This window comes from Citrobacter sp. Cpo142, from assembly GCF_030332425.1.
In the GTDB taxonomy this organism is placed as follows: Bacteria; Pseudomonadota; Gammaproteobacteria; order Enterobacterales; family Enterobacteriaceae; genus Citrobacter; species Citrobacter portucalensis.
Genome location: NZ_JAOWHW010000142.1, coordinates 215,574 through 241,439, shown reverse-complemented (window position 1 = coordinate 241,439; position 25,866 = coordinate 215,574). Strand labels below are relative to the sequence as shown.

Sequence of the window (25,866 nt, the reverse complement as noted above, 5' to 3'; positions counted from 1 at the left end):
ATTACACCTTATCTTACATGCTGATTGGCAACGCCATGATGATGGCGTCTTCGTGACCATCGGCCGTTGGATAGTAGTTGCGACGGATCGTCGCCTCGTTAAAGCCTAAGCTTTCGTACAGCACGATAGCGGCCGCATTCGAGGCGCGCACTTCAAGCCACAGGGTCAAAATGCCACGCTTTTCCAGCTCATCGATCAGATGCTCCAGCAGCTCACGCCCCAGGCCCCGGCGCTGAAAGTCAGGATCGACGGCGATATTGAACAACGTCGCTTCATCCAGTACGACCTGCGTAATTGCAAAGGCGGCCATCACGTCGTCAACCCTCAACTGAAAATTGAGGTAGCGATCGCCCTGGTTGCTGGCAAATGTTTTTTCACTCCACGGAAAAGCGTGGGCGCGTTTTTCAATCTGAAATGCTGCGGGTAAATCAGTCGGCTCGAGGGAAGAAATCGTGTTCATATGCGCAGATTTGTTGCCATAGCGCGGCGCGTGCCGCTGGGTTTTCCCGTAATTCATTAAACGCAGGACTCTCGACCTGAGCGCCCTCCAGCAGCAGCGGCTCTTCGGTTCCCAGCCGCCAGCTATTACAGCGACTGCCTTGCGGCAGCATGGCGACACGGTCAGGCGTCAGTTGTAAAACCTGATCCGGGCTAACGGTTAATGCGCGTAAAATATCGCTGATCAACGGTTCGGTTAGCGCGGGTAACTGTGCAGCAACCATCACCAAACGGACATGCGCAGGAATGGAAATCGCGATCTCGCCCTGCAGTGCGCCAGGACGACGCAACGACCACTGCGTAATGCCCAGTTGCTGTAACTGCCAGTCTCGTCGGGATGTCATAGCGAAACACTCCTGTCTATCAGGGGCGCAAATATAGCAAATTTGTCGAATCCGTGCCATCAAACAACTATAATCCCCCGCTGTACAATTTAAGGAGCATTCCATGTCTGCTTTTACCCCGGCAAGTGAAGTCTTGCTGCGCCACAGTGATGATTTCGAACAAAGCCGTATTCTGTTTGCCGGTGATTTGCAGGATGACCTGCCTGCCCATTTTGAAAGCGCCGCCAGCCGTGCGCACACCCAGCAACTTCACCACTGGCAGGTGCTTAACCGCCAGATGGGCGACAACGTCCGCTTCAGCCTCGTCGCGCAGGCCGATGACGTTGCCGATAGCGATACGCTGATCTACTACTGGCCGAAGAATAAGCCGGAAGCCCAGTTCCAGTTGATGAACATTCTGTCGCTGTTACCGGTGGGCACCGATATTTTTGTTGTCGGTGAGAATCGCAGCGGTGTACGTAGCGCAGAGCAGATGCTGGCCGAATACGCACCGTTAAACAAAGTCGACAGCGCACGTCGCTGTGGCCTGTACCACGGTCGTCTGGAAAAACAGCCGGTCTTTGATGCAGAAAAATACTGGGATGAATACCAGACAGAAAATCTGACCATCAAAACGCTGCCGGGCGTCTTCAGCCGTGACGGCCTGGATGTTGGCAGCCAACTGCTGCTCTCCACGCTGACGCCGCACACCAAAGGCAAAGTGCTGGATGTCGGCTGTGGCGCAGGCGTTCTCTCCGTCGCCTTAGCCAGCCACTCGCCGAAAGTGCGCTTAACCCTGTGCGATGTTAGCGCCGCCGCCGTTGAAGCCAGCCGCGCAACGCTTGCAGCCAACGGCATTGAAGGTGACGTCATCGCCAGTAACGTCTTTTCTGACGTGACGGGTCGATTTGATATGATCATCTCCAACCCGCCGTTCCACGACGGTATGCAGACCAGCCTTGATGCAGCACAAACGCTGATTCGTGGCGCAGTGCGTCATCTGAACAGCGGTGGTGAACTGCGCATTGTGGCGAACGCCTTCCTGCCTTATCCGAAGGTACTGGATGAAGTGTTTGGCTTCCACGAAGTTATCGCGCAGACCGGGCGCTTCAAGGTCTATCGCACCATCATGACGCGTCAGGCGAAAAAAGCCTAACTGCTCCAGGCCAGATAAGGCGTTTACGCCGCCATCCGGCGTGACACCGAGCAACGCCGGATGGCGCTATCGCTTATCCGGCCTGCATAAAACACCAAAGCCGAAGAAACGCCTTTTTTTTCGGCAATCACGTTAAGTTCGATAATTAACAGTTGACGCCCTGCATAAAATCTCTAAAATCCGCCCCCGTGGTAACGATACTTTTTGAGTGTCGATGGTATGCGAAGGTGGCGGAATTGGTAGACGCGCTAGCTTCAGGTGTTAGTGTCCTTTCGGACGTGGGGGTTCAAGTCCCCCCCCTCGCACCATAATCCACGTTGATATTGCTCGCACTGGGCGAAGGTGGCGGAATTGGTAGACGCGCTAGCTTCAGGTGTTAGTGTCCTTAGGATGTGGGGGTTCGAGTCCCCCCCCTCGCACCAACGAGGCGATATCAAAAAAATAAGATGACTGTGCGAAGGTGGCGGAATTGGTAGACGCGCTAGCTTCAGGTGTTAGTGTCCTTAGGATGTGGGGGTTCGAGTCCCCCCCCTCGCACCAATTATCTTATTTCCCTCTCGATTTCCTTCTCTGTTTTGTTCATCCCTGATTCCAGTTCATCATTACCAAAACAATGCCACCAATCAGTGCCGCGCATGAAGGTAACAAAACAAAGTGCCGTAAACGTTTGTGGTACAGCATGAGCGAAGTCAGCAGTAATCCTAATACAATCATCACCTTCCATACGTAGACCGACAGGTCGCTATATGCCATCCCGGCAATCAGCATTCCCGGCAGCAGAACACCCCATCCACTGCCCAGCGTACGTTGCAACATGATTTCACCTATGACATTGATAATGATAACCAATATCATATGATAAAATTTCTCATTTGTCAGCTGTGAAGCACTATCAATTATATGAGTTTTACTTAACGATTGATGACATGAATAATCCAAGGTGATAAATTGCTCACCGGTTAGCTCTTCAACTAAAAACAATAAAAACCTCTGCGAATGATACCCCGTTCGTTATTTGTTTTATTTACCAACACACCTTCGTACATTGCAGATAACTAACAATATTTACCTATGACAGTACAATCCTGGCGAACTCTGCGCACAAAAAAATACCAACTCTCTTTACGACTGTTTCTACTGCTCAACGCAGTCTCCGCGCTGTTTACGCTTTTTTTCCCTCTGTTTGCGGTCAAAGCCTTATCAGTACCGGCGTTGCTGATGCTGGTGATGAGTACACTGCTGCTGGTATGGCATGGGAAATACGCGGATAAAAGAATTAATCTCCCTTTTATTTCAATCGTTTTTGGCTTGTTATGGGCGTTACATATATTCTTGAAATATAACGCTCTAGGTCAGAATGATTATTATTTCCTGTTAATAGCGCTGCTCAGCGTACTGTTTATTGGCTCTATCGCTTTTGCCAATAATATCATCGCGTTTACGCTCCACTCACTCCCCTCCGTCGCCGTTTGTTTATGGCTTAACGGCAGCGAACATGGTTTGCGGATTTTCTATTTTATGGCGCTGCCTATGGCCGGTATCGCCATCCAGCATGTGATACAAAAGCGCTACGATGGATTCGCTCAGCAACTGATGTACAAACTGCTGGAGGAGAGGGAAACCCTGAACGGGCTCAGCATGCTCGACCCGCTAACCGGTTTGTATAATCGCCGGGGGCTGCAACACCGGCTCGATACGCTGTTGGCTCTGAGTAATTCGAGGCACTTCGTTCTGCTGTTGGATATCGACCATTTCAAATCCTATAACGATCATTACGGACATATGATGGGCGACCAGGCGTTGATCCGTGTTTCTGCCGCCATCCGAGACTCCGTACGCTCCCGGGATGTAGTGGCGCGTTTTGGCGGTGAAGAATTTATGATTTTGCTGACCGCGGTCGATCCACAGCAGGCCCAGGCTGCCGCCGAACGTATCCGCCAGAAAGTGTACGACCTTAAAATCCCTCACATGTTTAATGAGAGCGTGGCAACCAACGTAACCGTCAGTATCGGCATTGCACCTCTGGTAGAACAGGATATCGATGCTGCTATCGCCAAAGCGGATAAAGCCCTTTACGAGGCCAAGAATCTTGGGCGTAACAATACCCTGGTCAGCGATGAGCTGCGGGTAAACTGCCCCTCTACCTGAGCTTTCTGTGCGCTGCCGCTCGGGATGGCGACAAAGATCTTGCCATCGCTCAATGTCAATTATAGGATTAGCAATCATTATCATTAAGATTAACATCCTTATATCGACATGGCTTATCGTTCCGCACCGATCGTTGAAGATGTCATCTGGCGTAGCCATCTCCCCTCAGAGATGCCCTCGCTGGCTGCTGCCGTACGCGCAACGATAGCCAAAACTCGCGAGCACCTGCTGGACTTCATTCGTCTTGACGAAACGCCTGTGCCAGGTGCAATGACGCTGCATGAATGGACACAACCGGCGACGCTTAGCTCGTTGCTGGCCGTTTATTCAGACCATATCTATCGCAACCAGCCCACGCTACCCCGCGAAAAAAAGCCCCTGATTTCTCTTTGGGCGCAATGGTATATCGGCCTGATGATGCCTCCGTTAATGGTGGCCCTACTGACGCAAAAAGAGGCTATCGACGTCTCTCCTGAACATATGCGCGTAGAGTTTCACGAAACGGGCCGTGCGGCCTGCTTCTGGATCGACGTCCATCAGGATCACCAGGCAACAGCTCTGTCCCCTCAACAACGCATGGAAACGCTGATTCTCTCAGCGCTGACGCCGGTTGTGCAGGCGCTGGAAGCGACGGGCGAGATCAACGCGAAGCTTATCTGGAGCAACACCGGATATTTAATTCACTGGTATTTAACGGAAATGAAGCCGTTGCTAGGTGAGGAACTGCTGACCACGCTGCGCCAGACCTGCTTTTTTGAGAAACAACTCTCCTGCGGTCAGGATAACCCTCTGTGGCGAACCGTTGTTCCGCGCGAGGGGCTGTTAGTACGCAGAACCTGCTGCCAACGCTATCGCCTGCCTGACGTTCAGCAATGCGGAGACTGCACGCTGAAGTAAGCGAGGAGCCGTAGCCCCTCGCCAGATATTTATGCAACCTGCTGGTTTTCCTCTTCCATACGCTGCGCTTCTTCTTTTTCCTGCGCCAATAGCTGCTTTTCGTAGACTTTAAAGAACGGGAAGTAGATAACGGCCGACACCAGCGCCAACAGCACCACCAGAATAGCCGCACGATAATCCCAGCCTAATGCCCATGCCGCGCCAACCGGTGCCGGTGCTGTCCAGGGAACCACTGAAATGACCCGCCCAATTAAATCCAGTTTCATCGCCGCCCAGGCCAGTACCGCATTCACCATTGGGGCCAGCAGGAAAGGGATAAAAAACACCGGGTTCATGACAATCGGCGTACCAAAAATCACCGGTTCGTTAATATTAAAAATGCTGGGGACTACGCTCAAACGTCCAATCGAGCGTAGATGAGCGGAACGACTACGCAGATAGCAAATCACCAACCCCATCGTCGCGCCGGAACCACCCACCACAATGAAGAACGTCCAGAACGCTTCCATAAAGATATGTGGTAACGGCGCGCCCTGCGCCAGCGCTGACTGGTTCATCCCAAGATTAGTTAGCCAGAACATTTGCAGCATTCCCGACACAATTGCCGCGCCGTGAATACCCGCAAACCACAATAGGTGGCCAATCAATACCGCCAGAAGTATCGCCGGCAGAGAATCTGCAGCCGACACCAGTGGTTTAAAGATGGACATAATGGCCTGCGGGATCAGCATGTCAAACTGCGACTGTATCACCAGACTCAGCGGGTAAAGCGTCAGTACTACCACCAGCACCGGGATCAGCAGATCGAAAGAGTTTTTGATCATCGGCGGCACCTGATCGGGTAAACGGATGCCGATGTTGTGCGCCTTCAGGAAGCGCATCATTTCAACACAGTAAATGGCCACCAGGATGGCGGTGAAAATCCCCGTTCCTCCCAGGCTATCAACCGGCATTGTGCCTTTGGTTTTTGGCGCGGCAATCAGCAAAAAAGCCATGATTGATAGCATCGCACACATAAACGGATCTAACTGATGCGACTTCACATAGTGCTTACCCAGGTTATAAGCAATAGCCGCACATATGTAGACCGACATAATCCCCATCGTCATATCAAACGGGGTGAGAATTTGGCCTTCAAACTGTTTTGCCAGATCCAGCCACACGCGGGCGAATCCCCAGGTGGTATCCGGAGAAAAAGGCGGGTAGGCAAAAACCAGCAGAAAAGAGCCTACAATCATAAAAGGCATCGCCGAAATAAAACCGTCGCGAATGGCCATTACATGTCGTTGCGAAGAGATGCGCCCGGCGACAGGACTAACGTAATTTTCAACAAAACGGAAAATCACGTTAAACACAACATGGTTAGTAGACATAGCCGTTCTCCCGTTGTGCAAAACCCTGCAACGGTGCTGGCATCAACACCGCCACCACGTAAAGCCCATTACCACTTTTCGCAACCGTGCCGGGAGGAACACCAGCGCTACCGCTTTTCGAGTTAAGTTTCATAGATGGCTCTTATTATGTGATACAGAGGAAGTGACAACTTCAGTATTAATCGTCATTTCAGCATTCTGCAACCGGTTACTGTAACCGGTTTCTTTGATTGTGAAGAAGATCGAAAAACTGCTAATGTTGCTATGTTGTTACAATAAAATATTTACAGTGTGGTTGCCCCTATGACAAATTACATCCTGCAGTTTTCTGCTGTGCAGGGCTATCTGTAAGCGATAGGGAGAGAAGAATGAGTTTGCAATCAGTACGCCAATTCCTGGCGCAACATGCACCAGATATCGAGATCATCGAATTAAACCAGAGCACAGCAACCGTTGATCTGGCAGCAAAAGCCCATAACGTTGAACCTGGCCAAATAGCGAAAACACTTTCGCTAAAGGTGAAGAACGATATCATCCTGGTCGTAGCAAAAGGCGATGCCCGACTGGATAATAAAAAGCTAAAGAGTACGTTCGGTGCCAAAGCCCGAATGTTAAGTAGTGATGAGGTCGTGAACGCGACGGGGCACCCCGTTGGCGGCGTTTGCCCCTTCGGATTAGAAACACCGATATCAGTGTACTGTGATGTTTCTCTGAAACACTACGCTGAAGTGCTGCCTGCCGCAGGTGCCATCCACAGCGCGGTTCGCATCACGCCTGAAAGGATGGCTGAACTGGCTTCTGCCACCTGGGTTGACGTGTGTCAGTAATGTTTCACACGCTAAACCTGCGGCCAAACCCGGCAAGAAACACGTCAACGTTGCCCGTCACGAAACCGCCTGCATAAAAGGCGCTGGCTCTCCAGCACGCAGATACAGCAGGATATCGGCCGCATCCAGTAACCCGGCATCCGAGCTGACCCCCAGTTTGGACATCACATTAAATTTGTGTGCCCGAATGGTTTTGATGTTCCGTTCAAGCTGAACAGCAATCTGTGGCATCGAATAGCCATTCGACATAAAGCGCAGTATTTCTCGTTCTGTCGGACTGAGCATACGGCTTTGATTAATATACCAATGGTTTTTCGTGCCTTCGGTTCCCCGGCCAGGGCTGCTTAACGCCGTAAATAACGCGTCCTGCAACACCGTTAACGAAGAAGCTTTACTCACAACGCCATCTAACGGCAAGGGGGACAGGGAACCAATTAAACGCGCTTCAGCGTCATCATCGGCAATCACCACACGGCGAATCCGCGGATAATTTATCGCCAGCTCCGTTAAATAGGCCAACCCTGCTCTGCGATCGCTTCTGATTGCAGAGAGGGAAAAAATAACTGCCGAAAACGACATCTTTAACATTGCCTGGCTAAAAGCGGGCTGGTTTGAAAAGAGATGAAGTTTATATTGGTCATCCGGTATGGTATTAAATAAACTCTTAATACCCACGCTGCTCATCGTGCACTTTTCTACCAGTGCAACGTTTCTTTTGATGATTCTGCTTTCCATTCCGTGGTTTCTCCATAAACTGAAGGTAAATTAAGTTCTCGCGATCCTTGAGAACTATTTATCCAGGCATACATTTCTGCATTGCTATTTATCGACAAGCGACGCATAGCGCTATTCTTTTGGGCACTTATTGTTTTATTGCTTTTTTTCAGCAACGCCGCAATCTGATTGATTCCCCAGCCTTTCCCAAGGAGGCGCAATACTTTCCTTTCAGAGAGAGTGAGAACGATAGATCGTGCGCTATGATCTAACAATTGTGGCATAGCGGGCGGAGAGAGCAGCGCCTTGCTTATTCTCTCTGCGCGTGTATTTCCCGCGTGAATGACATTCACTAAACTTTCAATCGGCTCTGCGTCAGAGAGCAGCGAACTGACAGGACACATCAGTAGTTCAACAGCCAGAGGATAAAAAATACGAGATACGAGAAATACCCAGTGAATATCACGATATTGAGATAATAAAGAATAATATTGTTCGCAGACTGAACGAGGATAATTGCAGTCTCCGGTTAAATCAGCAATCACCAAATCAGCACACCGTAGCTGTAATAACGTCAGTTCTTCAACAGAACGACAGTAGGTAAGTTCGTAATCGGCGAACTGCGCCTGCATTACACCTTTAAGTCCGGTTTGTATAATCGGTGATTTACTAATAATAATTGCGTTTTTGCAGCGTCCTGGCAACATATCCCCTCCACACTCACCAGTCCGTAATCGTACTTAATTCAAATTTCCCAATAAAATTAATAGCTATTAATTCACGGGAAAATACTCCGAACAATAAACGGGGTGAATTGCTTATCCTTGGTATTTTCTAAAATAAAAGTATTGGTACTACAATCCAAATAATGCAAAACTGGCAAGCTATTATTACATAATTGCGCATGAATACATTATTTGTACAATTAAAATAACTACAATAGATCGTTAGCATGGCTTACGTATTTGCCATACGGGAAAATAACGCTACATTTCAAACATGCCTCCCCCTCGTACCTTAACTAGCGGGGGAGTTAAGATGCCATAACTGTATCATCTGCGTCTTTTTTCGACACAAAGATTGATCTTAGCCAGAGCCAGCGTGCTCATGCTTCATGATAAAAAGAAGATATTCGTCACTCAAAGAGATCCTTTTCAGTCAGAGCGAGCCATGCAAACAGAGCAGTCGTCACAGCGAACGGTTACACGGTTATGTATTCAATGCGGACTTTTTTTACTTCAGCATGGGGCAGAAAGCGCTCTGGTTGACGAGTTATCCAGCCGCCTCGGGCTGGCACTTGGCATGGATAGCGTAGAAAGCGCCATCTCCTCTAACGCTATCGTCCTGACCACCATTAAAGACGGGCAATGCCTGACATCAACGCGAAAAAATCAGGATCGCGGCATTAATATGCACGTCGTGACGGAAGTGCAGCACATTGTCATTTTGGCGGAACATAAACTGCTGGATATTAAAGGAGTAGAGAAACGCTTTAGCCAGATTAAGCCGCTACGCTATCCAAGATGGTTGGTCGCCTTTATGGTCGGTTTGTCCTGCGCCTGCTTTTGTAAACTCAATAACGGCGGATGGGATGGTGCGGTGATCACCTTTTTCGCCAGCATGGTGGCGATGTATATCCGCCAGATTCTGGCGTCTCGGCATTTGCACCCACAAATCAATTTTTGCATCACCGCCTTTGTGGCGACCACCATTTCAGGTTTGCTGCTGACGTTGCCGACCTTTAGCAATACTCCGACTATCGCGATGGCCGCCAGCGTGCTGTTGCTGGTTCCGGGCTTTCCGTTGATCAACTCCGTCGCGGATATGTTTAAGGGACACATTAATACCGGCCTTGCTCGCTGGGCTATTGCCAGTCTGCTTACGTTGGCGACCTGTATTGGCGTGATCGTATCGATGACCTTATGGGGGCTGCGCGGATGGGCGTGATCGATTTCATACTGGCGCTGATGCAGGATATGATCCTGTCGGCGATCCCGGCGCTTGGCTTTGCCATGGTATTCAATGTCCCCCATCGGGCGCTCCCATGGTGCGCATTACTCGGCGCACTCGGTCACGGCTCACGAATGGTGATGATGACCGCAGGGTTTAATATTGAATGGTCAACCTTTATGGCGTCGCTGCTGGTCGGCTGCATTGGGATCCAGTGGTCGCGCTGGTATCTGGCGCATCCGAAAGTCTTCACCGTCGCAGCAGTAATCCCGATGTTCCCTGGGATCTCCGCCTACACCGCCATGATCTCAGCCGTAAAAATCGGCCATTTTGGTTACAGCGAAGTGCTGATGATTACCCTACTGACCAATTTCCTGAAAGCCTCATCGATTGTCGGTGCGCTCTCCATCGGTCTGTCCGTGCCAGGATTATGGCTGTATCGCAAACGCCCACGCGTTTGATGGTGTACTTTCTTTAATACCATGCAGAGAGGGGAATCTCCCCCTCACCTGCTGCTCTCCTTCTTCTCTGTGTTACTATAAAAGCAGTCCCCTTCTCGGTTGTTGTTCAGTATTGAGAAACATTATGCCCTGCAAAATTTTGACGCCGGACGTCACGAGCATTGACGCCTTACTACACGATCACCACGCCGTGCTGGCCAGGTCTGCGGGTGGCGCCGTAGCCGTATTCGCTAACAATGCACCAGCGTTTTACGCGGTGACGCCTGCGAGACTGGCTGAGCTGTTGGCGCTTGAGGAGAAACTGTCACGCCCGGGAAGCGATGTGACATTGGATGATCAATTTTATGAAGATCCGCAAGCCGCTCCCGTTGCCGTGCCAATGGGGAAATTTGCAATGTACGCTGCCTGGCAGCCTGATGCCGACTTTCAGCGTCAGGCCGCTTTATGGGGCGTAGCGTTGCGAGAGCCGGTCACCGCTGAAGAACTGGCCTCATTTGTTGCCTACTGGCAGGCTGAAGGCAAAGTCTTTCACCATATTCAGTGGCAGCAAAAACTGGCGCGCAGCATTCAGATTGGACGGGCCAGCAATGGCGGAATGCCAAAGCGCGATGTGAACAGCGTCAGTGAACCTGACAGCCACATTCCACCGGGTTTTAGAGGATAACGATGAAAAACGTTGGCGACCTGATGAAACGTCTGCAAAAAATGATGCCACCTAATGTCGAACCCGCCTTTAAAACGGGCGAGGAACTGCTGGCATGGCAAAAAGAACAAGGTGAAATTCGTGCCGCAGCGCTGGCCCGCGAAAACCGGGCCATGAAAATGCAGCGCACATTCAACCGTTCCGGTATCCGTCCGCTGCATCAGAACTGCTCGTTCGAAAACTATCGGGTAGAGTGCGAAGGTCAGATGAACGCCCTGAGCAAAGCCCGCCAGTACGTTGAAGAGTTTGACGGCAACATCGCCAGCTTTATCTTCTCCGGCAAACCCGGCACCGGCAAAAACCATTTAGCCGCCGCCATCTGCAACGAACTGCTGCTGCGCGGTAAGTCAGTGCTGATCATTACCGTGGCCGATATCATGTCGGCGATGAAAGAAACGTTCAGTAATCGTGAAACCAGCGAAGAACAGCTGCTCAACGATCTGAGCAATGTGGATCTGCTGGTGATCGACGAGATCGGCATGCAGACCGAATCCCGCTATGAAAAAGTGATCATTAACCAGATTGTCGATCGCCGTTCGTCCTCAAAACGTCCGACCGGTATGTTAACTAACAGCAATATGGATGAAATGAACAAGCTGCTCGGCGAGCGCGTGATGGATCGTATGCGCCTTGGCAACAGCCTGTGGGTCATTTTTAACTGGGAAAGCTACCGTAGTCGGGTCACCGGTAAAGAGTATTAACGTATTAGGACCACTCCTGAGACCGCCAGCGCTATACTGCGCTGAAAAGGCATAACACGAGTTGCATATAATGATGAAAACTACCAAACGTCTGCTGTGCTGTGCGCTTGCCGCCAGCACGCTCATCTCTACCAGCGTTTTCGCCGCCTCCTGGCAGGATTCGCTCTCCAGCGCGGCCAGTGAGCTGAGCAAACAAAGCTCCGGCTCGCAAAGCAGCTCGTCGCTCTCTTCCCTGACCAGCCTGCTGAATGGCAGCAATCAGTCGTTGACCTCCAGCAGCATGAATAACGCCGCCGGGATCCTGGAATATTGCGCGAAACAGAAGCTGGCCTCGGTCACCGACACGCAAAACGTCAAAAATCAGGTGCTGGATAAACTGGGCCTCAGCGCGCCAGAACAGAAACAAGATACCAACTATATGGATGGTATTCAGGGTCTGCTCAACGCCAAAGATGGTCAACAGCTGGATCTGAACACAATTGGCAACAGCTCGCTGGCGAAGCAGGTAAAAACCAAGGCCTGCGATCTGGTGTTAAAACAGGGTATGAACTTCATTTCCTGACGCACGACATGCCGCGTATAACCTGCGCGGCATCTACTGATTTTCGCTAATACATTCACATTCCAAATAAATAGTAATTCCCCACAAAAACGCGCATATCTAAACCAATTCTGAATAACAACGTAATTTAATGTCACTACAATTGCAGCAATGTAACAACGCTATTACATTGTGCTTTCCCCTAATGATTAGCCTGCCAGGCAATTGCCCGGTTTACTGAGGATCGACCGTTGTCAGAATTAATCTCCATCACTCTGTTTCTCGCTTCAGTGCTGATTTACGCCTGGAAAGCGGGTCGCAACACCTGGTGGTTTGCCGCCACGTTAACGGTGCTGGGGATTTTTATTGTCTTGAATATCACGCTGTACGCCAGTGACTATTTCACCGGCGACGGGATCAATGACGCGGTTCTCTATACGCTGACCAACAGCCTGACCGGTGCAGGTATCGGCAAATATATCCTGCCGGGCGTTGGGATCGCGCTGGCGCTGACGACCGTTTTTGTCGCTCTCGGCTGGATCCTGCGCCGCCGTCGCCATCATCCACATCATGTGGGTTACAGTCTGCTGGCCCTGCTGCTGGCGCTGGCTTCTGTTGACGCCAGCCCGGCGTTTCATCAGATAACCGAACTGGTGAAGTCGCAGTCGCGCGATGGCGATCCGGATTTCCCAACGTATTACAAAGAGCCGTCGAAAACCATTCCCAACCCGAAGCTGAACCTGGTGTATATCTACGGTGAGAGCCTCGAACGCACCTATTTTAATAACGACGCGTTCCCGGATCTGACCCCGGAACTCGGTGCGTTGAAAAATGAAGGTCTGGATTTCAGCAACACCATGCAGCTGCCGGGTACGGATTACACCATCGCTGGCATGGTCGCCTCCCAGTGCGGTATTCCGCTGTTTGCGCCGTTTGAAGGCAACGCCTCGGCATCAGTTTCCAGCTTCTTCCCCAACAATGTCTGTCTGGGCGATATCCTGAAAAACTCCGGCTATCAAAACTACTTTGTGCAGGGTGCCAACCTGCGCTTTGCTGGCAAAGACGTGTTTCTGAAATCTCACGGCTTTGATCATCTGTACGGTGCAGAAGAGTTAAAAAGCGTAGTGGCGGACCCGGCCTATCGTAACGACTGGGGATTCTACGACGATACCGTGCTGGACGAAGCGTGGAAAAAATTCGAAGAGCTTTCACGTTCGGGCCAGCGTTTTTCACTGTTTACCCTGACCGTGGATACCCATCATCCGGATGGATTTATCTCACGTAGCTGCAACCGTAAACGTTATGACATCGACGGAAAAGCCAACCAGTCGTTCAGCGCGGTCAGCTGCAGCCAGGAAAACATTGCCGAATTTATCAATAAAATCAAAGAATCGCCGTGGTTTAAAGATACCGTTATAGTGGTATCTTCCGATCATCTGGCGATGAACAACACCGCGTGGAAGTATCTGAACAAGCAGGATCGCAACAACCTGTTCTTCGTACTGCGCGGCGACCAACCGCAACAGGACACGCTGGCGGTAAAGCGTAACACGATGGATAACGGCGCAACGGTACTGGATATTCTCGGCGGTGATAACTTTATCGGCCTTGGCCGCAGCAGCTTGTCGAGCGAATCCGTGTCGGAAGTGTTCCTGAACATCAAAGAAAAAATGCTGGCGTGGAAGCCCGATATCATTCGCCTGTGGAATTTCCCGAAAGAGATGAAAGAGTTCACCGTCGACCAGGACAAAAATATGATCTCTTTCTCCGGCAGCCATTTCCGTCTGCCGCTGCTGCTGCGCGTCTCGGACAAACGCGTTGAGCCGTTGCCGGAAAGCGAATACTCGGCTCCACTGCGCTTCCAGCTGGCGGATTTCGCCCCGCGCGATAACTTCGTCTGGGTCGATCGCTGCTACAAAATGGCACAACTGTGGGCACCGGAGCTGGCGCTCTCTACCGACTGGTGCGTATCGCAGGGGCAGCTGGGCGGACAGCAAATCGTACAGCACGTCGATAAAGCTAAGTGGAAAAGTAAAACCGTATTTAAAGACACGGTGATCGACATGGAGCGCTATAAAGGTAATGTCGATACGCTGAAAATTGTCGATAACGACATTCGCTACAAAGCAGATAGCTTCGTTTTCAACGTGGCGGGTGCGCCGGAAGAGGTCAAACAGTTTAGCGGCATATCACGCCCCGAATCCTGGGGACGCTGGTCTAATGCGCAACTCAGCGAAGAAGTAACGATTGAGTACAAAGCTCCGCTACCGAAGAAATTCGATCTGGTCATCACCGCGAAAGCTTTCGGCGACAATGCCAATCGCCCTATTCCCGTGCGCGTTGGCAACGAGGAACAGACGCTGGTGTTAGGCCATGACGTCACCACCACCACCTTACATTTCGATAACCCGGCGGATGCCGATACGCTGGTAATTGTTCCACCCGATCCGGTCGCCACCAACGAGGGTAATATTCTCGGTCACTCACCGCGTAAGCTGGGGGTCGGGATGGTTGAAATCAAAGTAGTGGCTCAGGGTTCGTAACATGAAAGGCCTGATAGCGCTTTGCTTATCAGGCCTATCGTGAACCAAATGTATTGTCTGAAAAAAAACAGCGCCCAACACCACACCGGGCGCTGCATGGCAACCTTATTCCAGACCGTTCACCGTCTGGCGCATACCCTGCACCAGAATCATCTCCAGATTGGCCGTGACCTGCCCGGCAAGGCCAGGTAACAACGTCAAATCCTCTCCCCAGTGCGCCGCATCGCCAAGCACGGCATCCACCAGTTCACGCAGCGTTAAATCATTGCCAACTCGCGGCCACAGGCTGGCATAGAGGCTTACCCACTGCTCATCATCCTGTATTGGATAGCGTTCCCCGTCGCGTTCTGCACGATAAAACGCCAGCAGCGCAGCGAGGGCAAACGTTAACCGCACGGGCCAGCGCCCATTGTGCTGACCCGCCAGCAGCTGCGGCAAAATTCGGGTGCGGAATTTGGTCATCCCATTAAGCGCAATGGAAAGCAACTGGTGGCGAATGTAGGGGTTCTGAAAACGCCCGCTCACCGCGTCGGCAAATTCACGCAATTCGTCCGCCGGGAGATCCAACACCGGAATAATCTCCTCACTAATCGCTCGTTCGACAAAGCGGCGGACATCAGCATCCTGCATCGCCTCACCAACGGTCTCCAGCCCGCACAGCCACGCGACCGGCACCAGAGCCGTATGCGCACCATTGAGGATAGCGACCTTGCGCTCTTTGTACGGTTTGATATCGCTCACCACCCGGATATTCAGCGGACACTGCGCCAGCTTCAGCTCCTCTGCCAGCCACTGCGGCCCCTGGATCACAAACAGGTAAAAATGCTCCGCGGTATCGAGAAACGCATCGTGATAGCCTAGCGTAGCCTCCAGCGCAGCGGCTTCTTCACGCGGATAGCCGGTGACAATACGGTCGACCAGCGTGGAACAGAACGTGTTTGCCGTCTCCACCCAGTCGGCAAATGCCGGAGGAAGTTGCCACTCCTGCGCATACCGCAGCACCAGCGTTTTGAGCGCCTCACCGTTATAGTCGATAAGCTCGCACGGGATAATTACCCAGCCCTTATCCACCGCGCCCGCAAAGTGGTTAAAGCGCTCCAACAGCAGGCGTGTCAGCTTGGCCGGAAAACTCACCGGCGGCGCATCATCCACACGGTCCGCTGCGTGATAGCTAATTCCGGCTTCGGTGGTATTCGAAAACACAAAACGGATGTCCGCATTGTGCGCCAGCGCCAGATACGCCGCGAAATCCTGATACGGATTGATTTCGTTATTCACCGAACGGATAAGCCGCGCCTCACTCACCGCCTCGCCCTGCTCGTTTAGCCCGCGAATAAGCGTGGTATACAGCCCGTCCTGGATATTCAGCGACGGCGGAAAATCGGTATTGATCGGGCGAACGATGGTCACGCCAGCGTTCAGATCGGTTTGCTCGTTGAGGATATCCAGTTGCCAGTCAACAAACGCCCGCAGGAAGTTACCTTCACCAAACTGGATCACGCGCGTTGGGTAGCTGGCCCCCGGAAAATCACGTCGATTCAATGTCTTCATCGCATTTCCCCTCTCAGAACGTGATCACGCCTTTAATCAGTTCACGGTTATTAATCACATCCCGTTCGTAGATTTCTGCCAGTGTGGCAAACGCGTAACGGTGCGTGAGCATCATGTCGGCGGTCAGTTTACCTTCCGACATCAGACGGCCCACTTTGGCGAAATCTTCCGGCGTGGCGTTGCGACTGCCCATCATGGTGGTCTCTTTCTTGTGGAACTCAGGGTCAGAAAACTGCAAATCACCTTTGAACAGCCCAACGAAAACAATGCTGCCGCCATGACGAATCAAATTCACCGTGTTATTCATCGCATGCTGATTCCCCGTGGCATCAATGACCTTTTGCGCCAGCGAACCGCCAAACTGGTCACGCAGTTGCGCATCAAAATCTTCAGCGGATGGGTCGATAACCGGGAGTCCCAACCGGGAAGACACGTGCTCCCGGCGTGCTGGACTGGTATCGGCGACCACCACCTGTGCGCCATCGGCTTTGGCAATCGCTGCCGCCCCCAGACCAATCGGACCAGCGCCGACCACCAGCACCTGCTCACCCGGAGCCACCGCCGCCCGGCGTACCGCATGCGCGCTGATGGCATAAGGCTCAATCAGTGCCGCCGCCTGCGGGTCAATCCCCTGCGCATCCAGCAGGTTGGTCACCGGAACGGACAGATATTCACTGAAACCGCCATCCTGGTGCACACCAATCACTGAAATCTTCTCGCAGCAGTTAGTGCGCCCGCTCAGGCATGCCGGACACTGCTGGCAGGCCACGTAAGGAATAACCGCCACCTGCTGACCATTTTTCAGATTCTGTATATTCTTACCCAGACCGACAATTTCCCCACATATTTCATGCCCTAATACACGCGGGTAGCTGAAAAAAGGCTGATTGCCACCCCAGGCGTGAATATCGGTACCACAAATCCCTACCGACTTAATTTTAATTAATGCTTCACCCTCACCCGGAATAGGTATTTCGCGCTCTTTCCAGACTAATTTTTTAGGTTCCTGGCAAATCAACGTATTCATCGTAGACATGATTCTGCTCTCCTGTTTTTTTGTTGCCTCAGATATCAACGAAAATAAAAAAGACGGAGAAAGCAGAAATACAATCTGTGAATCCCAGCGCATAAAAATGTTTTAAATCGGGTTTTAATAGATAAAAAGGAGAAGCCATGAGCCGTTCGCAGAACTTACGCCACAATGTGATTAACCAGATAATCGATGATATGGCGCGTGGTCATATCCCTTCCCCACTCCCCTCACAAAGCGCACTGGCGGAGATGTACAACATCAGCCGCACCACCGTGCGCCATATGCTGAGCCACTTAGGCGAGTGCGGCGTTCTGACCCAGGTCGGCAGCCACTACGTCATCGTGCGAAAACCCGACCATGACGATGGTTTTGCCTGCACCACCGCCTCCATGACCGAGCAAAACCGGATTTTTGAACAGGCGTTTTTCACCATGATCAACCAGCGACAGCTGCGTGCAGGCGAGAGCTTCTCCGAACTGCAGCTTGCCAGAGCTGCAGGCGTCAGCCCGGTGGTAGTACGGGAATATCTTTTAAAATTCGAACGTTACAACCTGATTAAAAACGAAAAACGCGGCCAGTGGAGCATGAAGCAGTTCGATCAGGCCTATGCGGAACAGCTGTTTGAACTCAGAGAGATGCTGGAAACGCATTCTCTGCAGCATTTCCTCAATCTGCCTGACGATGACCCGCGTTGGTTGCAGGCTAAAACGCTGCTGGAGCGCCATCGGATCCTACGCGACAGCATTGGCAGCAGCTTTCGCATGTTCTCGCAGTTAGATCGTGAGTTCCATGCTTTGCTACTCTCTGCTGCCGATAATGTATTTTTTAATCAATCACTTGAAATCATCTCCGTGATTTTCCACTTCCACTATCAGTGGGATGAGAGCGACCTCAAGCAGCGTAACATCATTGCCATTGATGAGCATATGACCATCCTCAGCGCGCTAATATGTCGCAGCGACCTGGATGCCACCCTCGCGCTCTGTAACCATTTGAATTCAGCCAAACAATCGATGATTCGCTCCATCAACCAGGGTTGTAACGTCGCTCATTAAGTACCGATAAAAAACAGCAAATCATTACCGGGAGCACGATTTTATAAAAATAAAAACGCCTGAAAAATACCTCTTGCCTATGCTCACGCTAAGTCGACTGCATTAAAAATTTTTGTGAGCAGTGATGAGCAAATTGATTCATCACTGGTATTTTTTCAATACTGCACAGTCCTGCTGTGTGAAAAATAAATTATTGAGGTTCAGGAGTCCGGCGTGGAAAAAAATAATATTACCCTCGACCCAAGTTCTTCGTTTGGCACGTCGTCATCTGCGGATATTAATGTTCCGCCTGAGGGCATGGTGCAACGCAGTAGCCGAATTAAACGTATCCAGACCACAGCAATGATTTTATTATTTTTTGCTGCGGTGATTAATTACCTCGACCGCAGCTCACTGTCGGTCGCCAACTTAACGATTCGTGAAGAACTGGGGTTGAGTGCCACGCAAATCGGCGTGCTGCTGTCGGTATTCTCTCTTGCTTACGGTATTGCGCAACTGCCCTGCGGTCCGCTGCTGGATCGCAAAGGTCCGCGCATTATGCTGGGACTGGGGATGTTCTTCTGGTCGCTGTTTCAGGCGATGTCCGGCATGGTACACAGCTTCACCCAGTTTGTGTTGGTGCGTATCGGGATGGGGATCGGCGAAGCGCCAATGAACCCGTGCGGCGTCAAGGTCATCAACGACTGGTTTAACATCAAAGAGCGCGGTCGCCCGATGGGATTATTCAACGCCGCCTCCACCATCGGCGTTGCCATTAGCCCGCCGATTCTGGCTGCTATGATGCTGGTAATGGGCTGGCGCTGGATGTTCATCACCATTGGCGTGCTGGGTATTTTCCTCGCCATCGGCTGGTACATGCTGTATCGCAACCGCGAGCAAATTGAGTTGAGTGCCACGGAACAAGCCTACCTGAACGCTGGCAGCGTTAATGCCCGCCGCGATCCGCTGAGCTTTGCCGAATGGCGCAGCCTGTTCCGCAACCGTACCATGTGGGGCATGATGCTGGGCTTTAGCGGCATCAACTACACCGCATGGTTATACCTGGCCTGGCTGCCGGGCTACCTGCAAACCTCCTACAACCTGGATTTAAAAAGCACCGGATTAATGGCGGCGATCCCATTCCTGTTTGGCGCAGCCGGCATGCTGATTAACGGTTTTGTCACCGACTGGCTGGTGAAAGGCGGCATGGCGCCGATTAAGAGCCGTAAAATTTGTATTATCGCCGGGATGTTCTGCTCCGCAGCCTTCACCTTCGTCGTGCCGCAGGCCACAACGTCGATGGCCGCCGTGTTACTGATCGGTATGGCGCTGTTCTGTATCCACTTCGCCGGTACCTCGTGCTGGGGTCTTATCCACGTCGCTGTCGCCTCACGTATGACCGCTTCCGTGGGCAGTATCCAGAACTTTGCCAGCTTTATCTGCGCGTCGTTTGCGCCGATCGTCACCGGGTTTATTGTTGATACCACCAACTCTTTCCGCCTGGCGCTTATCATCTGCGGCTGCGTCACCATGGTGGGTGCCCTCGCCTACATCTTCCTGGTTCGCCAACCCATCAGCGATCCGCGTAAAGATTAATCCTCCAGATGCCCGATAACACCGTGCTTATCGGGCATGTTATGCTCCTCGTATGAACATCACCTTGCGCGCCACTACCCTGGCAGATACTGCCGCTCTTCCCGCCATCGAACGATCTGCGGGGCAACGTTTTTTACTCATCCCCGAACTGGCGTGGATTGCTGAAGACCAGATTTTATCGGCTGCTCAGCATCAGGCTTTTGCCGCCGCAGGCATGAGCTGGCTGGCGCAGGTCGATGCGCTTCCGGTCGGTTTTTTGGTTGCCGAAACGCTGGGGTCATCGCTGTTTATTGCTGAACTGTCGCTGCATCTGGAGTGGCAGGGAAAAGGAATTGGCCGCAGATTGATTGAGTATGTTGCCGAACAGGCGCGCGCGAAAGGTTACACGTCGCTCACGCTGACCACCTTCCGCGATGTGCCGTGGAATGCGCCATGGTACGCGCGACTGGGATTTGAAATACTGGCTGACGAGACGCTGCCTGCAAAGTTGCGCCAGAAAAGAGAAGAGGAAGCAGCGCATGGACTGGCATTTGAATCGCGCTGCGCCATGCACCTGATGTTGCGCTAATTGCCCGATGGCGGCTACGCCTTATCGGGCCTACGTAACATTTCCGGCAACCACGTAACTTTCCCGTAGGCCGGATAAGCGACAGCGCCATCCGGCATCACAGGCTTAGAACGTTTCCCAGTTATCCCCGGAATCCGTTACCGCGGCTTTGCGCGGCTGGACCGTTGAAACCGGTTTTGCTGTCGCAACATCGCGAGCACGCTGTTGGTCATGCTGAATACGGAACACGGCAACGGCCTGAGTCAGGCGGCTGGCCTGCTCTTCCAGCGCCGCAGCGGCGGCGGCGGATTCTTCCACCAGCGAGGCGTTCTGCTGCGTCACGCGATCCATCTCGGCAACGGCCAGACCAACCTGGTCAATACCGCGGCTCTGTTCATCAGAAGCAGAGGCGATTTCACCCATGATATCGGTCACGCGGGTTACCGCATTGACGATCTCATCCATGGTTTCACCGGCGCTTTCAACAAGCGTTGAACCGACATCCACACGGCTGACCGAGTCTTCAATCAGGCTCTTAATCTCGCGCGCGGCCTGCGCACTACGCTGGGCCAGGTTACGTACTTCACCCGCAACTACCGCAAATCCACGGCCCTGCTCACCTGCACGTGCCGCTTCTACCGCAGCGTTGAGCGCCAGAATGTTAGTCTGGAAGGCAATGCCGTCGATGACGCTGATAATGTCGGCGATTTTCTGCGAACTGGATGCGATGTCACGCATGGTTTGCACCACGTTATCCACCACTTTGCCACCTTTCTGCGCGGTTTCAGAAGCACTCAGCGCCAGATGGCTGGCCTGACGCGCGTTTTCGGCGTTCTGCTTAACGGTCGCCGTCAGTTGTTCCATGCTGGCCGCAGTTTCTTCCAGGGAAGCCGCCTGCTGCTCGGTACGGGAGGAGAGATCGTTGTTGCCCATCGCAATCTCGCTGGCACCGCTGTAAATCGCGTTGGCACCGTTACGCACGTCACCCACGGTATTCATCAGCTCACCCTGCATGTGACGCAGGCTTTCCGCCAGTTGCCCAATCTCGTTGGACCCTTCCACTTCAATACGTTTCACCAGGTCACCGCTGGCGATATGACGAATGCTGTCGATCAGACGGTTCATTGGGGAGATAAGGGTCAGCTTGATACCAAACCACACCGCAATAATCGCCGCCAGTACGGTAATCAGCACGCAGATCAGCACCCACATCGCCTGGCTGTAAGAGCTGTTGTTATCTTCCACCGCGATGTCATACAGGCGATCATTCTGCTGCATGTAACTCATGTACTGCTTCTCAAAGCCATCCTGATAGCTCTGCGTCGGTTGATCAAAGAATGCGTTGATCTTCCCGTCACCCAGTAACTGGATCAGCTCCGCCAGCGCACCATGATAGATGTCATAGGTGCGGTTGATCTCCTGGAAAGCGGCTTCGCTTTGGCGCGGATCGCGCGGGAGCGACTCGTAAATCGCCCAGTTTTTTTCCGTCAGCTTCAGCGCCGTACTCGCCACCTGCATCAGCTCGGCAACGGTCGCGCCGCTACCGATATTGCTCTGATCCATCATGTAGCGAATGCCTGCCCGGTTCAGGGTGTTACGCGTTTGCAGCAGCTCAACCCAGGTGGCGTTCAGCGCAGACTGTTGCTGGCGAATGGTTTGCAGAACGGTAAAGTTCTCTTTGTCATTCTTAAGTGAGTTAAAAAACAAGCCGCCCGAGGCGAGCTGTAAAAGGCCAAATAGCGCCAATACCAGCAGTAAGCTGGTAACAATCTTCATTCGTTTTAACATGTTTTCTCTTTCCGCTAGACAGATACTCTGGTTTTCGGCCTGGAAAGAGAAAACTTTATGGTGCCAGCAATTGCCACAGAATTATCGTTTTCACATTAAATACCGTTCCCTATGACAAATTACGCAAAAAATTAGTCGTTCCATTACGTCTTAGGTGTAGGATTCCGGTTTTTGAAGGAAAGGATGCTTCTATGTTAAATCGCGATTTTGATCACCTATCCACCCTCGCACACCACTTTTTTGAACGTGAAGATATTCGCCAAAAGCTCAATATCATCGATCAGTACAACATCTCCGGTTGGGAAGTCTGGATGCAGATAGAATTTGCCAATCTGCTGGCTTCGACGGGTCATGAATGGTGGCGTGAACAAACTCTTGCTTGCGATCTCCGGAAAAATCCACAGCGTTTGTCAGTGCGTGCAGATTTCTTGTTGCGGAAAAAAGGCTGGACGCAAGATAGCTACATTGCGCTTGAACTCAAACAGAACCAGGATCCGACAAGCTGCGTCAGAAATATGATTGCTGATTTGGTTAAAAGCGCAAAAATCAAACGTTCGGAATTAGAGCTGCGTAGCTTCTGGACGCTGGGGGTAACGCCCCGCATAGATAAAGAGCGTCTCGATGAACTCATTGACTACTATCTGGATGAAAAATATTACCTGACTAAATCACGTAAGAAACATGTGTTGCTCAGAGACATCGAACATACGCCTTACTGTTATATCGTAATCTGAGTCTCTCAGTGAGGTGCTTTGTCAGTGAGAAAACACGGCATGTAGACAGGCAAACGCTATAATGCCGTGATCTCAATCACATAAATTTCCCCGTTAACCCCTACTGCTTACCGCTCACTGACACTTGAGACCGCTTAAGCTGACATACAACCGCTCACTTATTTACCTTACTTTACGCGCGTAATTCTCTGGCAAGATCCCCCCAACATAGCAGTCAATTTACCTCCTCAAACACAAGATCAAACCCACGCGGCTTCGGCCAATTATTAATTAGATACCAGGTTTTACTATGGATACGAAAAAGATATTCAAGCACATACCCTGGGTGATTCTCGGAATCATCGGTGCATTCTGCCTCTCGGTAGTGGCATTACGTCGGGGTGAACACATTAGTGCCCTGTGGATCGTGGTCGCCTCAGTTTCTGTTTATCTGGTGGCCTATCGTTACTACAGCCTGTACATCGCCCAAAAGGTGATGAAACTTGACCCAACGCGTGCCACGCCGGCGGTCATCAACAATGACGGTCTGAACTACGTTCCAACCAACCGTAACGTCTTGTTTGGTCACCACTTTGCCGCTATCGCAGGTGCAGGTCCGCTGGTTGGGCCGGTACTGGCCGCGCAGATGGGCTACCTGCCCGGTACGCTGTGGCTGCTGGCAGGCGTCGTGCTGGCCGGTGCGGTACAGGACTTCATGGTGCTGTTTATCTCTTCCCGCCGTAACGGCGCATCTCTGGGTGAGATGATCAAAGAAGAGATGGGCCCGATCCCGGGAACCATTGCGCTGTTCGGCTGCTTCTTAATCATGATCATCATCCTCGCAGTACTGGCGTTGATCGTAGTGAAAGCGCTGGCAGAAAGCCCGTGGGGTGTGTTCACCGTCTGCTCAACCGTACCTATCGCGTTGTTCATGGGGATCTACATGCGATTCCTGCGACCGGGACGCGTGGGCGAAGTGTCGGTGATTGGTATTGTGCTGCTGGTAGCTTCTATCTACTTCGGCGGCGTGATTGCGCACGACCCGTATTGGGGCCCGGCGCTGACCTTTAAAGACACCACCATTACCTTTACCCTGATCGGCTACGCATTTATCTCTGCGCTGCTGCCGGTATGGCTGATCCTCGCCCCGCGCGACTATCTGGCTACCTTCCTGAAAATCGGCGTTATCGTCGGTCTGGCGGTGGGGATTGTTATCCTCAACCCGGAACTGAAAATGCCAGCGATGACCCAGTACGTTGATGGTACCGGTCCGCTGTGGAAAGGCGCTCTGTTCCCGTTCCTGTTCATCACCATCGCGTGTGGTGCGGTATCTGGCTTCCACGCGCTGATTGCTTCCGGTACCACACCGAAGCTGCTGGCCTGTGAAACCGATGCGCGCTTTATCGGTTACGGCGCGATGCTGATGGAATCCTTCGTCGCAATTATGGCGCTGGTTGCCGCGTCTATCATCGAACCAGGTCTGTACTTCGCGATGAACACCCCGCCTGCGGGCCTTGGCATCACCATGCCGAACCTGCATGAAATGAGCGGCGAAAACGCACCGCTGATTATGGCGCAGTTGAAAGACGTCACCGCACATGCGGCAGCGACCGTCAGCTCCTGGGGCTTCGTCATTTCGCCTGAGCAGATCCTGCAAACCGCGAAAGACATCGGTGAACCGTCCGTTCTGAACCGAGCAGGTGGCGCACCGACGCTGGCCGTTGGTATCGCTCACGTATTCCACAAAGTGCTGCCGATGGCTGATATGGGCTTCTGGTACCACTTCGGTATTCTTTTTGAAGCGCTGTTCATCCTGACCGCACTGGATGCCGGTACCCGTTCTGGCCGCTTTATGCTGCAGGATTTACTGGGTAACTTCGTGCCGTTCCTGAAGAAAACCGATTCTCTGGTTGCGGGTATCATCGGTACTGCGGGCTGCGTAGGCCTGTGGGGTTACCTGCTGTATCAAGGCGTTGTTGACCCGCTGGGCGGCGTTAAGAGCCTGTGGCCGCTGTTCGGTATCTCTAACCAGATGCTGGCTGCCGTGGCACTGGTTCTCGGCACAGTGGTACTGGTTAAAATGCAGCGCACCAAATACATCTGGGTTACCGTTGTTCCGGCAGTATGGCTGCTTATCTGCACCACCTGGGCGCTGGGTCTGAAACTGTTCAGCACCAACCCGCAGATGGAAGGCTTCTTCTTCATGGCTAATCAGTACAAAGAGAAGATTGCTAACGGCGGCGAACTGACCGCACAGCAGATTGCCAACATGAACCACATCGTCGTCAACAACTACACCAACGCAGGTCTGAGTATTCTGTTCCTGGTGGTGGTGTACAGCATCATTTTCTACGGGTTCCGTACCTGGCAGAAAGCCCGCGCCATCAACGGTCGCTCTGATAAAGAGACACCGTATGTACCGGTGCCGGAAGGCGGCGTGAAGACCTCTTCACACCACTAACCTGAAGCCGGGTGGCGAACTGCGCTCCCGGCCTACAAAGTAAAGTTAACGTAGGCCGGATCAGGCGCAAGCCGCCATCCGGCTTTATTCATTAACAGGGCGTTCCATGTTTGGTACTTTAGGTCAGGCAAAAAAATATCTCGGTCAGGCGGCGAAAATGCTGATTGGTATTCCGGACTACGACAACTACGTCGAGCACATGAAGACCAACCATCCCGATAAGCCGTACATGACCTACGAAGAATTCTTCCGCGAGCGCCAGGAAGCCCGCTACGGTAGCGGCGGAAGCAGTTGCTGTTAGAAGGAGA

General features: G+C 52.1%; 26 protein-coding genes and 3 tRNA genes. 19 read left to right on the top strand and 10 right to left on the bottom strand.

Annotated elements, in window-relative coordinates; all coding sequences use genetic code 11:
• Positions 1–13 precede the first annotated feature (13 nt).
• Together rimI and holD are read right to left on the bottom strand one after the other, a co-directional pair.
• A complete protein-coding gene (rimI, locus tag OGY18_RS22420; RefSeq protein ID WP_286554445.1) occupies positions 14–460 on the bottom strand; it encodes a ribosomal protein S18-alanine N-acetyltransferase in 447 nt (148 codons plus the stop codon).
• Positions 429–842: a DNA polymerase III subunit psi gene (gene holD, locus OGY18_RS22415; RefSeq protein ID WP_003829988.1), complete on the bottom strand. Its 414-nt coding sequence runs from the start codon at positions 840–842 to the stop codon at positions 429–431. The genes rimI and holD overlap by 32 nt, the downstream gene beginning before the upstream one ends.
• A gap of 103 nt (positions 843–945) precedes the next feature.
• Between holD and rsmC the strand changes: the two genes are divergently transcribed.
• The 4 genes from rsmC (at position 946) to OGY18_RS22395 (ending at position 2,517) form a co-directional block, all read left to right on the top strand.
• Positions 946–1,977, top strand: coding sequence for a 16S rRNA (guanine(1207)-N(2))-methyltransferase RsmC (gene rsmC / locus OGY18_RS22410; RefSeq protein ID WP_003829990.1), 1,032 nt, complete (start codon positions 946–948; stop codon positions 1,975–1,977).
• Positions 1,978–2,198: 221 nt separating this feature from the next.
• Positions 2,199–2,285: transfer RNA gene (locus OGY18_RS22405), tRNA-Leu, on the top strand.
• A 28-nt stretch (positions 2,286–2,313) separates the two neighbouring features.
• Positions 2,314–2,399 (top strand) — tRNA-Leu (locus OGY18_RS22400).
• A 32-nt stretch (positions 2,400–2,431) separates the two neighbouring features.
• Positions 2,432–2,517: transfer RNA gene (locus OGY18_RS22395), tRNA-Leu, on the top strand.
• A 39-nt stretch (positions 2,518–2,556) separates the two neighbouring features.
• On the opposite strand, the gene OGY18_RS22390 is transcribed toward OGY18_RS22395, so the two are convergent.
• Positions 2,557–2,793, bottom strand: coding sequence for a DUF1435 domain-containing protein (locus tag OGY18_RS22390; protein ID WP_003019100.1), 237 nt, complete (start codon positions 2,791–2,793; stop codon positions 2,557–2,559).
• Between the two features lie 255 nt (positions 2,794–3,048).
• Between OGY18_RS22390 and OGY18_RS22385 the strand changes: the two genes are divergently transcribed.
• Together OGY18_RS22385 and fhuF are read left to right on the top strand one after the other, a co-directional pair.
• Positions 3,049–4,125 carry a GGDEF domain-containing protein gene (locus OGY18_RS22385; RefSeq protein ID WP_003829994.1) on the top strand — a complete coding sequence of 359 codons (1,077 nt, stop codon included), beginning with the start codon at positions 3,049–3,051 and terminating at the stop codon, positions 4,123–4,125.
• 108 nt (positions 4,126–4,233) lie between these two features.
• Entirely contained in the window at positions 4,234–5,022 is a 789-nt protein-coding gene (fhuF, locus tag OGY18_RS22380) for a siderophore-iron reductase FhuF (RefSeq protein ID WP_126319346.1), read from the top strand.
• A gap of 29 nt (positions 5,023–5,051) precedes the next feature.
• Here the strand turns inward: fhuF and OGY18_RS22375 are convergent, their stop codons facing one another.
• Together OGY18_RS22375 and OGY18_RS22370 are read right to left on the bottom strand one after the other, a co-directional pair.
• The gene (locus tag OGY18_RS22375) at positions 5,052–6,395 is read right to left on the bottom strand and encodes a PTS sugar transporter subunit IIC (protein WP_166465223.1); all 1,344 of its coding nucleotides are present in this window, start codon (positions 6,393–6,395) and stop codon (positions 5,052–5,054) included.
• A complete protein-coding gene (locus OGY18_RS22370) occupies positions 6,385–6,528 on the bottom strand; it encodes a hypothetical protein (protein WP_003829999.1) in 144 nt (47 codons plus the stop codon). Before OGY18_RS22370 ends, OGY18_RS22375 begins: the two co-directional genes overlap by 11 nt.
• Before the next feature lie 235 nt (positions 6,529–6,763).
• Here OGY18_RS22370 and OGY18_RS22365 point away from each other — a divergent pair, with 235 nt between their 5' ends.
• Entirely contained in the window at positions 6,764–7,222 is a 459-nt protein-coding gene (locus tag OGY18_RS22365; RefSeq protein ID WP_126319350.1) for a YbaK/EbsC family protein, read from the top strand.
• A gap of 57 nt (positions 7,223–7,279) precedes the next feature.
• On the opposite strand, the gene bglJ is transcribed toward OGY18_RS22365, so the two are convergent.
• Positions 7,280–7,957, bottom strand: a complete 678-nt coding sequence (bglJ, locus tag OGY18_RS22360) for a DNA-binding transcriptional activator BglJ (protein ID WP_286554441.1) — start codon at positions 7,955–7,957, stop codon at positions 7,280–7,282.
• Entirely contained in the window at positions 7,918–8,643 is a 726-nt protein-coding gene (locus OGY18_RS22355) for a helix-turn-helix transcriptional regulator (protein ID WP_286554439.1), read from the bottom strand. Before OGY18_RS22355 ends, bglJ begins: the two co-directional genes overlap by 40 nt.
• 463 nt (positions 8,644–9,106) lie before the next feature.
• Between OGY18_RS22355 and OGY18_RS22350 the strand changes: the two genes are divergently transcribed.
• The 6 genes from OGY18_RS22350 (at position 9,107) to opgB (ending at position 14,835) form a co-directional block, all read left to right on the top strand.
• On the top strand, positions 9,107–9,883 hold the full coding sequence (locus tag OGY18_RS22350; protein WP_286554437.1) for a threonine/serine exporter family protein: 777 nt from the start codon (positions 9,107–9,109) through the stop codon (positions 9,881–9,883).
• Positions 9,874–10,347, top strand: a complete 474-nt coding sequence (locus OGY18_RS22345) for a threonine/serine exporter (protein WP_003019127.1) — start codon at positions 9,874–9,876, stop codon at positions 10,345–10,347. Before OGY18_RS22350 ends, OGY18_RS22345 begins: the two co-directional genes overlap by 10 nt.
• Positions 10,348–10,471: 124 nt before the next feature.
• A complete protein-coding gene (dnaT, locus tag OGY18_RS22340) occupies positions 10,472–11,011 on the top strand; it encodes a primosomal protein DnaT (protein ID WP_149281667.1) in 540 nt (179 codons plus the stop codon).
• A 2-nt stretch (positions 11,012–11,013) separates the two neighbouring features.
• On the top strand, positions 11,014–11,751 hold the full coding sequence (dnaC, locus tag OGY18_RS22335) for a replicative helicase loader DnaC (RefSeq protein ID WP_003019133.1): 738 nt from the start codon (positions 11,014–11,016) through the stop codon (positions 11,749–11,751).
• Between the two features lie 70 nt (positions 11,752–11,821).
• Positions 11,822–12,313 carry a YjjA family protein gene (locus OGY18_RS22330; protein ID WP_003830016.1) on the top strand — a complete coding sequence of 164 codons (492 nt, stop codon included), beginning with the start codon at positions 11,822–11,824 and terminating at the stop codon, positions 12,311–12,313.
• A gap of 230 nt (positions 12,314–12,543) precedes the next feature.
• Positions 12,544–14,835 (top strand): phosphatidylglycerol--membrane-oligosaccharide glycerophosphotransferase, encoded by a 2,292-nt coding sequence (gene opgB / locus OGY18_RS22325; RefSeq protein WP_286554434.1) that lies wholly within the window; start codon positions 12,544–12,546, stop codon positions 14,833–14,835.
• 105 nt (positions 14,836–14,940) lie between these two features.
• On the opposite strand, the gene OGY18_RS22320 is transcribed toward opgB, so the two are convergent.
• Positions 14,941–16,386, bottom strand: coding sequence for a tagaturonate reductase (locus OGY18_RS22320; protein WP_286554432.1), 1,446 nt, complete (start codon positions 16,384–16,386; stop codon positions 14,941–14,943).
• Between the two features lie 13 nt (positions 16,387–16,399).
• Positions 16,400–17,422: a zinc-binding alcohol dehydrogenase family protein gene (locus OGY18_RS22315; RefSeq protein WP_079937173.1), complete on the bottom strand. Its 1,023-nt coding sequence runs from the start codon at positions 17,420–17,422 to the stop codon at positions 16,400–16,402.
• 137 nt (positions 17,423–17,559) lie between these two features.
• Between OGY18_RS22315 and OGY18_RS22310 the strand changes: the two genes are divergently transcribed.
• The 3 genes from OGY18_RS22310 to OGY18_RS22300 all read left to right on the top strand — a co-directional run bounded on the left by OGY18_RS22310 (position 17,560) and on the right by OGY18_RS22300 (position 20,617).
• Positions 17,560–18,474: a GntR family transcriptional regulator gene (locus OGY18_RS22310; RefSeq protein ID WP_003830023.1), complete on the top strand. Its 915-nt coding sequence runs from the start codon at positions 17,560–17,562 to the stop codon at positions 18,472–18,474.
• Positions 18,475–18,687: 213 nt separating this feature from the next.
• Positions 18,688–20,049, top strand: coding sequence for an MFS transporter (locus OGY18_RS22305; RefSeq protein ID WP_003845612.1), 1,362 nt, complete (start codon positions 18,688–18,690; stop codon positions 20,047–20,049).
• Between the two features lie 52 nt (positions 20,050–20,101).
• The gene (locus OGY18_RS22300; RefSeq protein ID WP_148362485.1) at positions 20,102–20,617 is read left to right on the top strand and encodes a GNAT family N-acetyltransferase; all 516 of its coding nucleotides are present in this window, start codon (positions 20,102–20,104) and stop codon (positions 20,615–20,617) included.
• A 105-nt stretch (positions 20,618–20,722) separates the two neighbouring features.
• Here OGY18_RS22300 and tsr read toward each other — a convergent pair whose 3' ends face one another.
• A complete protein-coding gene (gene tsr / locus OGY18_RS22295; protein ID WP_198579528.1) occupies positions 20,723–22,384 on the bottom strand; it encodes a methyl-accepting chemotaxis protein in 1,662 nt (553 codons plus the stop codon).
• A gap of 191 nt (positions 22,385–22,575) precedes the next feature.
• Between tsr and OGY18_RS22290 the strand changes: the two genes are divergently transcribed.
• From OGY18_RS22290 to OGY18_RS22280, 3 genes are all read left to right on the top strand, one after another.
• Positions 22,576–23,118 (top strand): hypothetical protein, encoded by a 543-nt coding sequence (locus OGY18_RS22290; RefSeq protein WP_003830032.1) that lies wholly within the window; start codon positions 22,576–22,578, stop codon positions 23,116–23,118.
• Positions 23,119–23,407: 289 nt separating this feature from the next.
• Positions 23,408–25,558, top strand: a complete 2,151-nt coding sequence (gene btsT, locus OGY18_RS22285) for a pyruvate/proton symporter BtsT (RefSeq protein ID WP_003830033.1) — start codon at positions 23,408–23,410, stop codon at positions 25,556–25,558.
• Between the two features lie 106 nt (positions 25,559–25,664).
• Positions 25,665–25,859, top strand: a complete 195-nt coding sequence (locus OGY18_RS22280; RefSeq protein ID WP_003830038.1) for a YbdD/YjiX family protein — start codon at positions 25,665–25,667, stop codon at positions 25,857–25,859.
• The last annotated feature ends 7 nt before the right edge of the window (positions 25,860–25,866 follow it).